Source organism: Streptomyces sp. NPDC087422, assembly GCF_044744145.1.
In the GTDB taxonomy this organism is placed as follows: Bacteria; Actinomycetota; Actinomycetes; order Streptomycetales; family Streptomycetaceae; genus Actinacidiphila.
Window position 1 is genome coordinate 155,969 of sequence record NZ_JBIUXT010000003.1, and the last position, 13,823, is coordinate 169,791.

General features: G+C 75.1%; 10 protein-coding genes. 6 read left to right on the forward strand and 4 right to left on the reverse strand.

Annotated elements, in window-relative coordinates; translation table 11 throughout:
- The first annotated feature begins 77 nt into the window (after positions 1 to 77).
- Together ACIO6U_RS10380 and ACIO6U_RS10385 are read left to right on the forward strand one after the other, a co-directional pair.
- Positions 78 to 1,484, forward strand: a complete 1,407-nt coding sequence (locus tag ACIO6U_RS10380) for an NAD(P)-binding domain-containing protein (RefSeq protein WP_401717401.1) — start codon at positions 78 to 80, stop codon at positions 1,482 to 1,484.
- A 140-nt stretch (positions 1,485 to 1,624) separates the two neighbouring features.
- On the forward strand, positions 1,625 to 2,845 hold the full coding sequence (locus tag ACIO6U_RS10385; protein WP_401717403.1) for an MFS transporter: 1,221 nt from the start codon (positions 1,625 to 1,627) through the stop codon (positions 2,843 to 2,845).
- Between the two features lie 108 nt (positions 2,846 to 2,953).
- On the opposite strand, the gene ACIO6U_RS10390 is transcribed toward ACIO6U_RS10385, so the two are convergent.
- Complete coding sequence (locus tag ACIO6U_RS10390) at positions 2,954 to 3,790, reverse strand: helix-turn-helix transcriptional regulator (protein ID WP_401717406.1); 837 nt, start codon at positions 3,788 to 3,790, stop codon at positions 2,954 to 2,956.
- A gap of 78 nt (positions 3,791 to 3,868) precedes the next feature.
- On the reverse strand, positions 3,869 to 5,095 hold the full coding sequence (locus ACIO6U_RS10395; RefSeq protein ID WP_401717408.1) for an acyltransferase family protein: 1,227 nt from the start codon (positions 5,093 to 5,095) through the stop codon (positions 3,869 to 3,871).
- A 335-nt stretch (positions 5,096 to 5,430) separates the two neighbouring features.
- Here ACIO6U_RS10395 and ACIO6U_RS10400 point away from each other — a divergent pair, with 335 nt between their 5' ends.
- Positions 5,431 to 6,129 carry an alpha/beta hydrolase gene (locus ACIO6U_RS10400; RefSeq protein ID WP_355340061.1) on the forward strand — a complete coding sequence of 233 codons (699 nt, stop codon included), beginning with the start codon at positions 5,431 to 5,433 and terminating at the stop codon, positions 6,127 to 6,129.
- 27 nt (positions 6,130 to 6,156) lie between these two features.
- Here the strand turns inward: ACIO6U_RS10400 and ACIO6U_RS10405 are convergent, their stop codons facing one another.
- Positions 6,157 to 8,388 (reverse strand): NB-ARC domain-containing protein, encoded by a 2,232-nt coding sequence (locus ACIO6U_RS10405; RefSeq protein ID WP_401717411.1) that lies wholly within the window; start codon positions 8,386 to 8,388, stop codon positions 6,157 to 6,159.
- A gap of 269 nt (positions 8,389 to 8,657) precedes the next feature.
- On the opposite strand from ACIO6U_RS10405, the gene ACIO6U_RS10410 reads away from it, so the two are divergent.
- From ACIO6U_RS10410 to ACIO6U_RS10420, 3 genes are all read left to right on the forward strand, one after another.
- Entirely contained in the window at positions 8,658 to 11,432 is a 2,775-nt protein-coding gene (locus tag ACIO6U_RS10410; protein ID WP_401717414.1) for an AAA family ATPase, read from the forward strand.
- An 83-nt stretch (positions 11,433 to 11,515) separates the two neighbouring features.
- Entirely contained in the window at positions 11,516 to 11,914 is a 399-nt protein-coding gene (locus ACIO6U_RS10415) for an STAS domain-containing protein (protein WP_401717417.1), read from the forward strand.
- A 133-nt stretch (positions 11,915 to 12,047) separates the two neighbouring features.
- A complete protein-coding gene (locus tag ACIO6U_RS10420; protein ID WP_355340050.1) occupies positions 12,048 to 12,929 on the forward strand; it encodes a SigB/SigF/SigG family RNA polymerase sigma factor in 882 nt (293 codons plus the stop codon).
- A 117-nt stretch (positions 12,930 to 13,046) separates the two neighbouring features.
- Here the strand turns inward: ACIO6U_RS10420 and ACIO6U_RS10425 are convergent, their stop codons facing one another.
- Positions 13,047 to 13,694: a sigma factor gene (locus ACIO6U_RS10425; protein ID WP_401717422.1), complete on the reverse strand. Its 648-nt coding sequence runs from the start codon at positions 13,692 to 13,694 to the stop codon at positions 13,047 to 13,049.
- Between the last annotated feature and the right edge of the window lie 129 nt (positions 13,695 to 13,823).

The following is a 13,823-nucleotide window of genomic DNA, read 5'->3' on the forward strand; positions in this document are numbered from 1 at the left end:
GCGTCCGGGACTCCGGAACTCCGGAACTCCCGAGCGTCCGGGACTCCGGGAGCCAGAGACCTCAGAGGGGAAGCACCGTGAGCGCGTCCACCACCGCCCCGCCCGCCGTCGTGATCGGAGCCGGTCCGACCGGCCTCGCCGCCGCCGCCCACCTGACCGCGCGCGGTCAGGCCGTCCTGGTACTGGAGGCCGGGCCCCGCGCCGCCCACGCCGTACGCGGCTGGGCGCACGTACGGCTCTTCTCCACCTGGGCCGAGCTGACCGACCCCGCCGCCGAGGAGCTGCTCGCCCCCACCGGCTGGACCAGGCCCGACCCGGCGGCGTACCCGACCGGCGGCGACTGGGCCAAGCGCTACCTCCAGCCGCTCGCCGACGTCCTCGGCGACGCCGTCCGCTACGGGGCCACGGTGACCGGCGTGTCCCGCGTCGGCCGGGACCGGATCGTGGACGCCGACCGCGAGCGGCAGCCCTTCACCGTCGACTACGTCCTCGCCGACGGACGTGAGGAGCGCGTCCTCGCCTCCGCCGTCATCGACGCCTCCGGCACCTGGACCCTGCCCTCCCCCGCGGGCGCCAACGGGCTCCCTGCCCTCGGCGAGCGCGCGGCGGCCGACCGTATCGCCTACCGCGTCCCGGACCTCGACGACCCTTCCGTACGGGCCCGTTACGCGGGAAAACGCACCGCCGTCATCGGCTCCGGCGCCTCCGCCTTCACCGCGCTCGCCGCACTGGCCGACCTGGCCGAGGCCGACGACGGTACGGGCACGCACGCGGTGTGGGTGCTGCGCCGCGGCCTGTCCGGCTCGACCTTCGGCGGCGGGACCGCCGACCAGCTCCCCGCGCGCGGCGCCCTCGGCCTCGCCGCGAAGGCCGCCGTGGACGACGGGCACGCGGACGCCGTCACCGGTTTCCGCACCGACGCCGTCGAGCGCGCCGCCGACGGCCGCGTCGTCCTGGTCGGCGACGACGGCCGCCGCCTGGACCCGGTGGACGAGGTCGTCGTGCTCACCGGCCTGCGCCCCGACCTGTCGTTCCTGTCCGAACTCCGCCTCGGCCTGGACGAACGCCTCCAGGCCCCGGTCGCGCTCGCCCCGCTCATCGACCCCAACCAGCACTCCTGCGGCACGATCTACCCCCACGGGCACCGCGAACTGGCCCACCCCGAGAGCGGCGTCTACCTCGTCGGCATGAAGTCCTACGGCCGCGCGCCCACCTTCCTCGCCATGACCGGTTACGAGCAGGTCCGCTCGGTGGCCGCCGCCGTCGCCGGAGACCTCGAAGCCGCCGACCGCGTCGAACTCACCCTCCCCGACACCGGAGTCTGCGGCGGCGCGGGCCTCTACGACGAAGCCGACATCGACGCCGACGCCGACGCCAACGCCGGTCAGGGCGGCGGCTGTTGCGCCCCGACGCCGCGACTCGTCCAGCTCGGCGCCGGGGCACCGGCGGCAGTGGCGCAGGAGGGCCCGGCGGCCTGCTGCTGAGCGGGCCACGCCACGGGTCGGGCCGCGGGGGTCCGGCCGCGGGTCCAGCCACAGGTCCGGTCGCGGGGGTCCGGCCGCGCCATCAAGGAGTGCGGCCGAACGGTCAAGCCGCGGCGGGCCGCGCCCGTGAGACTGGGCGCATGACCTCAGAGAGCTATGCGACCAGTACCGAGCCGGCGGCGGTCCGCGGCACGGACGACCCGTCCGTGGAGGCCGCCGCGGGCGGCGGACCCGGCGCGGCCTCCTGGGCCCCGGTCGCGGCGCTCACGCTGGGGATCGGGGCCCTGGTCGGCAGCGAATTCCTGCCCGCGAGCGTGCTGCCCGCCATGGCGTCGGACGTCGGCGTCAGCGAGGGCACGGCGGGGCTGGCCGTCGCGGCCACGGCGATCGCGGGCGCGCTCACCGCGCCCACCATCGCCGTGCTGCTGCCGCGCACCGACCGCAGGACCGTACTGATCGGCCTGCTCGCCGCCGCCGTGCTGTCCAACGCGGTGGTGGCGGTGACGCCGAACTTCCCGCTGCTGCTCGCGGGCCGCCTGCTGCTGGGCGTGGCCATCGCGGGCTTCTGGTCGTTCGCGCTCGGGGCGGGGACGAGCGCGGCGCCCGGGCGCGACCACGTCGTGTCCACCAGCCTGGCGCTGGGCGTGAGCGCGGCCACCATCGTCGGCGTACCGCTCTCCTCGGTCCTCGGCGACGCGGTGGGCTGGCGGCCGGTGTTCTGGGCCGCCGCGGGCCTGAGCCTGCTGGCGCTGGCCGCCGTGGTGGCGACGCTGCCGCCGGTGCCCGCCCAGCCGGGGGCGGGGCTCGGCATGCTCCGGCAGGCGCTGGCCAACCGGCGGCTGATGGCCGGGGTGGGCTGCATCGTGCTGCTGGCCTTCGGCAACTTCGCCGCCTACCCGTACATCCGGCTCGCGATCGAACGGGTCACCTCGGGTACGACGGTCTGGCTGCTGCTCGGCTGGGGTGTGGGCGGCCTCGCGGGCAACCTCGCCGCCGGAGCGCTCTCCCGCCGTCTCGGGCTCGCCGTCGTCGTCGCGCCCGTCCTGCTCGGCGCGAGCCTGCTCGTGCTGGGCACGACCTCCGGGCTCCCCGTCGCGGTCGTGGCGATCGTCGTCTGGGGCTTCGGCTTCAACATGGTCCCGGTCGCCACCCAGTTGTGGGTCACCCGCGCCGAGCCGAAGCGCGTCGAATCCGCCCTCTCCTTGCAGGTGACGGCCTTCCAGGTGGCCATCACGGCCGGCTCCGCGATCGGCGGCGCCGTGGTCGACAACGGCGGCGTACGCGGCGCCCTCCTGGTCGGAGCCGCCGCCGCACTCGCGGGCAGCATCGGCTTCGGCCTCCTCGCCAGATCCCGGGCCTGAACGGCCGGTACGCGACCCCCGCTACTCCACGGAGCCGCCGCCGCAGGCCGTACCGGCTTCGGCCTCCTCGCCGAGCACCCGGCCTGAACGACCGGTACGCGACCCGCGCTACTCCCCGGACCCGCCGCCGCAGGCGGCATCGGCTTCGGGGGGCCGCGCGGACCCCGGGTGGGAGCGCCAGGACTGGGGCGGTCGGCCGTGGTCGGCGGAGAAGGCGCGGCTGAAGGCGGCGGCGGAGCCGTAGCCCACGGTGAGGGCGATCCGTTCGACCGGCTTGTCCGTACCGGCGAGGAGTTCGCGGGCGTGCCGCATGCGTACCTCGCGGAGCACCTGCGCGGGGCTGCGGCCCAGCTCGCGGCGGAAGCGCTCGCTCAGGGACGAGCGGGACAGGTGCGCGAAGCGCGCCATGCTGTCCACCGTCCAGGCCCGCCCGGGATGCGCGTCGAGCGCCGACACCAGCGCGGTCAGGCGCGGGTCCGAGCGCTGCCGCGCGCTCTCCTCGACGGCCTGCACCATGGCGGCCTGGATCAGCCCGCCGTAGCTCGCGGCGAAGAGCGGATGCCCGTGCCTCGGGTCCAGCGGGCACATCCGCACCAGCTCCACGATGCCCCGGTTGCGCCCCGCGAAGTCCCGCGCCACCAGCGGGCTCGGCATCGGCGGCACCGCCCGCAGAGTGCCGACGGCCACCTCCGCGCGGGTCGGCGCGACGAGCCGGTACGTGGTCCTGGCGTCCACGTGGAAGGCGTCCCCGGCACACAGCGCCTCGGCGCCCGCCGCCGTCTCCAGCCGCGCGTCGCCGTCCAGGACCAGCGCCCAGATCGCGCCGTCGCCGCCGTCCAGCCGCTCTCCCGGGCCCAGTCGGCGGACCGTCACGGCCACCATGTCCCACGTCGGCACACCGCGCACACCGCCGAGGGGCGCGGCCGACCCATCCACCAGCGTCATGCACCGGCAAGCGCTCGGGCCGCCCGCCCTATTCCTCGGCGGCCCGGTACGGCTACGGGGTCCGGCGGACCGGTACGGCTACGGGGTCCGGCGGACCGGCGGCGGTCCGAGGCGGGCGAAGGAGCGGGTGAGGCCGCGCTTGAGGAGCGTGGACAGCGGGCGTTCCACCAGCCGGTGCACGAGGTAGCTCAGCAGCAGCATCGCGCCGATGAGCGCGGCGACCAGCAGGCGCGGGTCGGCGCGGTCGCGCAGGTAGTGGATGGCGGTGGTGCCCGCGGCGTAGTGGACCAGGTAGAAGGGGTAGGTCAGGGAGCCCGCGGTGGCGAGCCACTTCCACTGGAGGCGGTCGGTGAGACCGACGGCGACGCCGACCATGAGGAGCAGGAAGACGGTGTAGAGCAGGAGCGCGCCGCGCCAACTGGAGACGTGCTCGACGGTGTCGACGCGCTGGGCGATCTCGCTCTGGGCCATCAGCCAGGACATCCCGAGGATGCCCCACAGCAGCAGGTCCTGGCCGAAGCGGTGCATCAGGTACAGGGCGAGGCCCGCGATGAAGTACCAGGCGGCGTCCGGGTTGGCGAGCAGCGTCAGCGCGGGCGTCCCGGCGACGGGGGCGAGGGCGGCGGCGACGCCCCACACGCAGCAGAAGACGACGACCTTGCGGTAGGTCAGACCGGTGGCCACGACGAGCAGGAAGATCAGGTAGAAGCGCAGCTCCGACCAGAGGGTCCAGTAGACGCCGTCGACGTCGGCGATGCGCGAACCCTGTTGCAGCATCGAGAGGTTGAAGAGCGTGTCGCGCGCGGAGGCGGGCGCCTTGAAGACCGCGGGCCACAGCGTGAGCACGGCGGCGGTGAACAGCACGCCGAACCAGTACGCGGGGTAGAGCCGGATCACCCGGGAGACGAAGAAGTCCCGCGGTCCGCGCCCCCAGCACGACATGCAGATCACGAATCCGCTGATGACGAAGAAGATCTCGACGCCGATCCAGCCGTAGGACGACACGCGGAAGACGGCCGGGAAGACGTGGGAGGCCGGGCGGTCCCAGACCGGATTGTGCGGCTGGTTCACGCGGTTGGTGCCCACGTAGTGGTGGAGCGCGACCATCAGCGCGGCGCACAGCCGCAGCGCGTCGATCACGTACAGCCGCGGGCGGCGCGCGGGCGGGGCCGGTACGGCCAGGGGTCCCGGCGCGGGCAGCGCCTCGGCGGCGGGGCGTTCCTCGGTCCGCAGCACCCCGCCGCCCGCCGGGCCGCCGCGGCCCCCCGGCCAGTCGTCGCCGGAGCCGCCGCCCGCATGCCTCATGTGCTGATTCCGCCAGTTCGGGTCCGTGGTCAGGGCTTCCGTCCGCGCTCTCCCGCGCGCTCCGGAGCACTTCAACGTAGGGCGGTCGCTCGGCGCGAAACCAGGCCCGCGGGCCGGGATCGGGAACGGTTCAGCAGGTTGTCATCCAGCGCTGGGCAGCCCGCAAGGAGATGACCGTATGAAATTCACCCCGGCTGCATCAGGGCCCCTCGGCCGACACCCGCGCCGCCGTACTTCTGCGTGCTGTTCTGCGTGGTCCCGGCCGCTCCCGAGGACTTGACTCGGCGGTGGGGCGGCGGCCGTCGGGGCCGCGGACCACCAGGTCAGGAGAGGTCATGACGGCGATCGGGAATGTCGTGCTGGTGCACGGCGGATTCGTGGACGGGGCGGGCTGGCAGGGGGTGTACGACCATCTGACGGCCGACGGCTACCGGGTGGCGGTCGTGCAGAATCCGACGCTGTCGCTCGCCGACGACGTGGCGGTCACGCGGCGGGTGCTGGACGGTCTGGACGGTCCCGCGGTGCTCGTGGGGCACTCGTACGGCGGCGCCGTCATCACCGAGGCGGGCAACCACCCCAACGTGGCCGCGCTCGCGTACATCACGGCCTTCGCGCCGGACGCGGGTGAGTCCGTCAACACGCTGATCGCCGACCCGCCGCCCGGTGCGCCGGTGCCGCCGATCCTGCCGCCGCAGGACGGGTTCCTCTTCCTCGACCGGGAGAAGTTCGCGGCGTCCTTCGCGGCCGACGTGCCCGCGAACGTGGCCGCCTTCATGGCCGACGCGCAGGTCCCGTGGGGTGTGGAGGCCCTGGCCGGTACGGTCTCCGAGCCCGCGTGGCGGACGAAGCCGTCGTGGTACCTGGTCGCGACCGACGACCGGATGATCCCGCCGCCCGCGCAGCGCGCCATGTCCGAGCGGGCCAAGGCCACCGTCTCCGAGACGCCCGGCAGCCACGCCGTGTACGTGTCCCGGCCCGCCGTCGTGGCCGCCGTCATCGCGCAGGCCGCCCAGGGCGCCAACGGCGGCTTCTGACCCCGGCCCGCCCCGCCGTGAGGCGGGTCAGGGCTGCGCGGACAACGGGCGGCAGCGGCCGGCCGCCTCCGTGTCCCCGACCTCCGCGAACACCTCGGCGGCCCGTGCGTAGGCGCGCCGGCTCCCGTCGGTCCTGCCCTCGTCGGCCAGCAGGGCGCCCAGCGTCTCCAGTCCCTCGGCGAGCCGGAAGCCGGTCAGGCGCTGCGCGTCCAGGGAGGCGATCGCCGCGGTGAGCGCGGCGATCGCCTCAGGACGGCGGCCGAGGTGCCCCAGGCACTGGCCGATGCGGATCAGGCCCAGCGGGCGGCAGTGCGCCACGACGGTCGGCGCCATCCGCGGCTCCTCGTCGTCGATGACGGCGAGAGCGGTACGGAACTGCCGCAGCGCCTCGGTGTAACGGCCCTCCTCCCGCAGCGAGTTGCCGATCGAGGCGAGGGACTGCACATAGGAGTCCATGTCGCCGAGGGCCCGGAACGTCTCCGCCGCCCGGGACGCGGACGCGATCGCCTCGGCGGGGCGGCCGAGCAGGCGCGCGGCCCCGGCGGCGTACTGGTGGGACCAGGCGATCTGCGCGGTGGCGCCGCCGCGTTCGGCCAGCTCCAGCGCCTCACGCGCGTACCGCAGCACCGCCCGCGGGTCGCGGGACGGCACCCAGTGGACCCAGGCCAGATAGTTGAGCTGGGCCGCCTGCTGGGCCAGGTCGCCGAGGGCCGCGGCGGCCTCGGCGCCGAGCGTGAACACCTCGCGCCAGTGCGGGCCGTGCGCCCACCGGTCGGAGAACCAGTGCATGGACTCGGCGCAGTCCAGCACGGGCGCGTACCGGCCGCGGGCCGCGGCGGCCCGCATCGCGCCGAGCCAGTTGTCCACGTTCGCCCGCAGCCAGCGTTCGGCCTCTTCTTCCGAGGCCAGGCTCGGCAGTTCGGGGTCGGGCCGGTCGGGACGGCCGTAGCCGGGTTCGAACCACCGCCCGGCCAGGGTGGCCGTCCGCAGCAGCCAGGCCGTCACCCGGTCCGCCAACTCCGCGCGCCGCGCCGGGCTCTCCTCCTCCCGCAGCCGCTCGCGCGCGAAGAGGCGGACCAGGTCGTGGAAGCGGTAGCGCCCGGCGGTGCTGTCCTGGAGCAGGCCGAGGTCGACGAGGTCGTCGAGCGCGTCCCAGGTCTCCTTGACCGGCATCCGGCCCGCGACGGCGGCCAGGTCCGCGTCGACGTCCGGCCCCGGCACGGCGGCCAGCCGCCGGAACAACGCCCGTGCGGGCGCGGCGAGTTGTTCGTACGACATCCCGAAGGCGTTGGCGATCTTGAGGTCACCGGCCGTGAGCTGGTCCAGCCGCCGCTCCTCGTCCGCGAGCCGGGCGGCGAGTTCACCGGCCGCCCAACCGGGCCTGCTGGCCAGCCGGTTCCCGATGATCCGCAGCGCGAGCGGGAGACCGCCGCACAGCTCGGCGAGCCTGGTCAGGTCGGACTCCTCGTCGGTGGCCGCGCGTTCGCCGATGATCCCGGTCAGCAGGTGCGTGGCCTCCGGGAGCGGCAGCGGGCCGAGCACCAGCCTGCGGACGCCTTCGAGTCCTGCCAGCAGCCGCCGGGTGGTGATCATGGCCCGGCCCGCTCCCCCGGCCGGGAGCAGCGGGCGCACCTGCTCCTCCGACGCGGCGTTGTCGAGGACGACCAGGACGCGCCGGTCGCGCAGGACCGACCGGTACAGGGAGGCGCGGCCCTCGGTGGCGGCCGGGATGTCCTGGTCGCCGACGCCCAGCGCGCGCAGGACGTGCCGCAGCGCCTCGTCCGCGGTCACGGGCCGCTGCGACATGCCGAGCAGGTCCAGGAAGTACACCCCTTCGGGGAAGCTCGGCCGTACGGCGTGGGCGGCCCGGACGGCGAAGGTGGTCTTGCCCAGACCCGCGGCGCCGGTGACGAGACCGACCACCCCGACGCCCGGCGCGCTCTCGGCGTACACCAGCTCGCTCATCCAGACCAGTTCGGCGGCGCGGCCGGTGAAGTCCGGTACGGCGCCCGGCAGTTCGCACAGGCCGCTCGGACGCGTCCAGTGGCCGCGCAGGCGGCCGTCCCGCGCCAGGTCGAGCAACTCCGCGCGCGCGGCGCCTTCCAGGGCGAGGGCGTCGGCCAGCGCGGTCACGGTCCGCTGCTGGGGTCCGCGGCTCCGGCCGCGCTCCATGTCCGACAGCGTCCGGGCACTGACACCGGACGCCTCGGCCAGTCGCTCGAGGGTCAGCCGCGCCGCGCGGCGATGGCCGCGCAGCACCTCGCCGAAACCCGTACGTCCGGTGATGGCGCACCACTCCCCTCAGCTGCGGAGCCGAGGTGTCCCTCCCCGGCCGCCGGCCGGCGTCGTCCGAGGGTGCGGCGTTCCGCGTGCTCCCCGTCACCCGGCGGGTTTCCCCCGCCACCTGCCGGTTCCCTCGGACGGACGAGGTCGTGGGATGCACACTAGGAGCCTGGCGGGCCTGCCCGATTCCGTCATATGACGTAGTCGGGTGACGGCGGTCGGCCGGGGCGCGGCAGGGGGCAGTGATGAGCGACGGAGCCGGCGACGCGAGGGACGGGCTGCTGGTCGGCAGGGACGCCGACCTCGGCAGGCTCGGCGCGTTCCTGGCCGAAGTCCCGCGCCGCGGAGGGTCGTTGGCGCTGGTGGGCGAGCCGGGCGTCGGCAAGTCGGCGCTGCTCGCCGCCGTCGCCGGGAGCGCCGAGGCCGCCGGGATGCGGGTGCTGCGCGCGGACGGTGTGCAGTACCGGGCGCAGTTGAGTTACGGCGCGCTGCGGCAGTTGCTGACGTCGGTGCCCGAGGTCCGCGCCCGCGCGGCCGAACTGCCGCCCCTGGCCGGTGTCCTGGGCCTGGAGCACGACGCGGCGCCCGGCCACCGGACGGTCGTGGAGGCCGCGGCGGCGCTGGCCGCCGCGCTGTCCCGCGACCGCCCCGCCCTGCTGGTGCTGGACGACGCGCAGTGGCTTGACCGGTCGAGTGCCGTCGTCCTGGGGCACGTCGCCCGTCGCCTGCCGGGCACGGCCACGGGTCTGGTGTGCGCGGTCAGGCTCGGCGAGGAGAGCTTCTTCGACCACAACGGCCTTCCCCTGCACGAGTTGGGGCCGCTCCCGGAGGCCGCCGCCGACGAGCTGCTGCGCCGCCGCTTCCCGACGCTCGCCTCGCGGGTGCGGCGGCGCGTGATCGCCGAGGCCGAGGGCAACCCCCTGGCGCTGCTGGAGCTGCCCGCCGCCCTGACCGAGCCCCAGCGGCGCGCCTCCCAGGCCCTGCCCAAGCGGCTGCCGCTGCCGCAGCGGCTCCAGTCGACCTTCGCCTCGCGCATCAGGACGCTGCCACCGGCCACCCGGCACCTGCTGCTCGTCGCCGCGCTGGAGGGCAGCGGCACCATGATGATCGTGCGCCGCGCGGTGGCCGGCCGGTGCGATCCGAAGCACCTGGCCCCGGCGGAGCGCCTGCGACTCGTGCGCGTGGACGACGACATGGGGCGCGTGCACTTCCGGCACTCCCTCATCCGCTCCGCCGTCGTGGAGCTGTCGACCAGCGACCAGCGCCGGGGCGTCCACCGCGCGCTCGCGGCGGCGTGGGCCGCGGTCCCCGAGCGGCGCGCCTGGCACCTGGCCCAGGCCGCCGACGAGCCGGACGAGTCGATCGCCGCGCTCCTGGAGGAGGCCGCCGACGTCGGCACACGCCGCGGCGACGGGCCCAACGCCGTTGCCGCGCTGGTCCGTTCGGCCGAGCTGAGCCCCGCGGGCGACGCGTACGCCCGGCGGCTGGCCAAGGCGGCGTACGTCGGCGCGAATCTCACCGGCGACGTACGCGACGTACCGCGCCTCCTGCACGACGCGCGGCAGGCGTCGCCGGACGCGGACTCCCCGGCCGTCGCGGTGGCCGCCGCGCTGTACCTGCTCAACAGCTACGGGGACATCGACACCGCGCACCGCCTGCTGTCCGGCGCCGTCGCGCTCCAGCCCGAGCCGTACGACCTCACGGACGCCACGCTCGTGGAGGCCCTGACCACGCTGCTGATGGTGTGCGTGCACGGCGGCCGGCGCGAGCTGTGGTCGGAGCTCGACGCGGCGCTGGCGAAGTGCGCCGCCGTCCCCGACACCCTGCACCTGCTGCGGACCACCTTCGGCGACCCGGCCCGCGCCCGCCCGGCCGACTGGGCGCGGCTCGACACCGCGATCCGGACCCTGCCCGGCACGGCGGACCCGGTGCGGATCGTCCGGATCGCCACCGCCGCCGCGTACGGCGACCGCCTGCACGCGATGGAGGCGCCGCTGCGGCTCACCGCCCGCGGCGGCCTGGACGGGCAGAACATCTTCCCCGCCATCCAGGCGTCGTTCCTGTGGAGCAGCCACGCCTGGTTCACCGGCCAGTGGGCCGAGGCGCGGCAGGTCGCGGAGCAGGGTCTGCGGTGGTGCGAGGAGATGGCCTATCCGCTGCGCTCCTGGACCGGCACATTCGTCCTCGCCTGCCTGCACGCGGCCTGCGGCGAGTACGCGCGGGCCCGGCGGCTCGCGGACCGGATGGACCAGTGGGCGGGTTCCCGCAGGGGCTACGCCGTCGGCTGCTACGCCGCCCACGCGCGGACGCTGACCGCCCTGGCGCTCGGCGACTTCGACGAGGCGTACCGCCACGCCTCCCGGATCACGCCGCCCGGGACCTTCGCGCCGTTCGCCGGGCACGCGGTGTGGGCGGTTCTCGACCAGGTCGAGGCGACGGTACGGACCGGGCGGCGGGACGAGGCCGCCGCGCACGTACGGGCCGCGCGCGACGCCGGACTGGACGCGGTGTCACCGCGGTTGGCGATGGTGCTGCTCGCGTCGGCCGCGCTGACGGCGGACCGCGACGACGAGGCCGTACGGGGTTTCGGCCAGGCGCTGGCCGTCGAGGGCGCCGAGCGCTGGCCCTTCGACCACGCCCGCGTCCAGCTCTACCTGGGTGAACGCCTGCGCCGGAGCAAGGCGCCCGGCCGGGCCGGGCACCTGCTCGGCGCCGCCGCGGCCGGCTTCGAACGGCTCGGCGCCCGCCCCTGGGCGGACCGGGCCAACAAGGAGCTGCGCGCCTGCGGCATCCCGGTCGCCGCCCGCATCCCGCCCGAGGGCCCCGCCCTGACACCGCAGCAGTGGGAGGTCGCCCGGCTGGCCGCCACCGGCCTGACCAACAAGCAGATCGGGGAGCGGCTGCTGCTGTCGCCGCGGACCGTCTCGACCCATCTCCACCAGCTCTTCCCGAAGTTGGGCATCACCTCGCGGGCGGCGCTGCGGGACGCGCTGGACCGGACGGAAGAGCGGCGAGCCTGAACTTTTATCGTACGAACACCAATCCGCGGGCACCTCGGCTCCGAACTACCTCACGTATGAGGCCAGTCCGCGAGAGGAGTGCCATGGGACTCCTGACCGTCGACGTCCGCGCCACCCCCGCGGGCGCGGTCGTCGCACTCGCCGGAGCGCTCGACTACTCCACCGCGCCGCAGGTCCGCGAGGCCGTCGAACGCCTCGCCCTCGGGCCCGGCCGACAGCTCGTCGTGGACATGGGCGGGCTGGACTTCATCGACTCCAGCGGTCTCAGCACGCTGCTCGCCGCCCACCACCGGGCGGAAGAGGCCCACGCCCACACCGTCCTGGCCGCTGTCCCCGAGCGGTTCGACCGGGTCTTCCGCGTCACGGGACTCGACCAGGTCTTCACCGCGGCGCCGAGCGCGGACGCGGCGGTCGAGGCGTGGACGGCGGAGCGGGGGACCGCGGGTGACGGGTGGACGGCGGACCGAGGGCACCGCGGGTGACGGGTGGACGGCGGACCGGGGGCACGGTGGGTGACGGGTGGGGGCCGGAAAAGAAATTCCTGAGTCTTCGTGCGTGCGACGCGTGAGAGGGGGTACGTGCCTGGGGTCACAGCCGACGACGTTGGGCGAACACATGACGGCGATCACGCACGACGCGGGAACCACCGCACTGCCGACCGGAGTCGGCCGGAGCGTTCCGGCCGTGGGTGAGGTGCCGCAGGTCGCGGACCCGGCGAAGGTCTCGCCGAAGGACGCCCGCGAGCTGTCGAAGCTGTACTTCGACCGCCTCCAGTCGCTGGAGGAGGGCACCGAGGAGTACAGCCGCGCGCGCGGCACGCTGATCGAGATGAACATGTCCCTCGTCCGCTTCTCCGCCCGCAGGTTCCGCAGCCGCGGCCCGCAGGAGTGGGAGGACATCGTCCAGGTCGGCACGATCGGCCTCATCAAGGCGATAGACCGGTTCGACCTGTCGCGGGAGACGGAGTTCACCACCTTCGCCATCCCGTACATCGTCGGCGAGATGAAGCGGTTCTTCCGCGACACGTCCTGGGCCGTCCACGTACCGCGCCGCCTCCAGGAGCTGCGGGTCGAGCTGGCCAAGGCCCGCGACCACCTGACCGCCGTCCTGGACGCGCCGCCGACCCTCGCCGAGCTGGCCGCCTACCTGGAGATCACCGAGGACGAGGTCGTCGAGGGCCTGGTGGCCGCCAACGGCTACACCGCGGGCTCCATCGACCTGCCCGCCGGTGACGACGGCGAGGACGCCGGACGCTCGTACGCCGACACCATCGGCGCGGCCGACCCGGCGATGGAACTCGTCGAGGACTTCCAGGCACTGGCGCCGCTGCTGGCGAAGCTGGACGACCGCGAGCGCAGCATCCTGCGGATGCGCTTCGGCCAGGAGCTGACCCAGGCCGACATCGGCGCGGAGCTCGGCTACTCCCAGATGCACGTGTCCCGGCTGCTCAGCCGGACCCTGGCCAAGCTGCGGGCCGGGATGCTCACCGACAAGTAGCCGCCAACCGGCCAGCAGGACAGCCCCGCGACTCACAGCACCACGGCCGCCGACCGGACAGCGATCCGCTCGGCGGCCGAGCTGTGCGCGGCTCGGCTCTGCCCGGCTCAGCCCGGCTCAGCGCCCGGGCAGCCAGTCCCGCAGCCGGATCAGGCCGTCGCGCAGATCGACCGGCCGTCTCGTGGCCGCCGGATCGCCGTGGTCGACGGCCGTCGCGGGACAGGCGTGTCCGCCGAGGCCCGCCAGGACCACCGCCTCGCGCTGCCGGGGCGTCAGCCGCTTGAGGTCCGTCCGTACCCGCGGGTCGGCGCGGATCTCCCGCAGCCGCCCGAGGATCGCGTCCAGGGTCGGGCCGACGTCGGTCCGTACGGCCTCCGTGTCCCGCCCGGACCTGAGCAGGCCGACCAGGCTTCGGTGGACGCGGGTGACCGCCCAGGTCAGGGCGTCGGCGTGGGCGGGGTCGAAGCGGGGCGCCGTGCGCCAGACGTCGACCAGCGCCTCGCGGGACAGCTCCTCGGCCCGCGCCGCGTCGCCCGTCATGCAGTGCGCCAGGCCGTAGGCGGCGGGGGCCAGCAGCGGATAGAGCCGGTCGAAGGCGTCGCGGTCGCCCTTGCCCGCGCGGATGAGGAGTTCCCGCACGTCCGCGCCTTGACCCGGGTCACCGCTCGTATCGCCGCCACCCGTACCGCCGACCGCGCTGCCGCTCGTACCGCCGCTCGTACCGCTGACCGCGCTGCCACCCGTACCGCCGCTCGTACCGTTCATAAATGGTGAGCTTCCCTCGCAGACCGTTCCCATACGCGGCCAAGGCTCCCACGCCACCGCAGACCGCACCCACGAAAGCCGCCGGGACCCGGTCGTCGGCGCCGAACGGGCCGTTCGCCCGCGCGACCC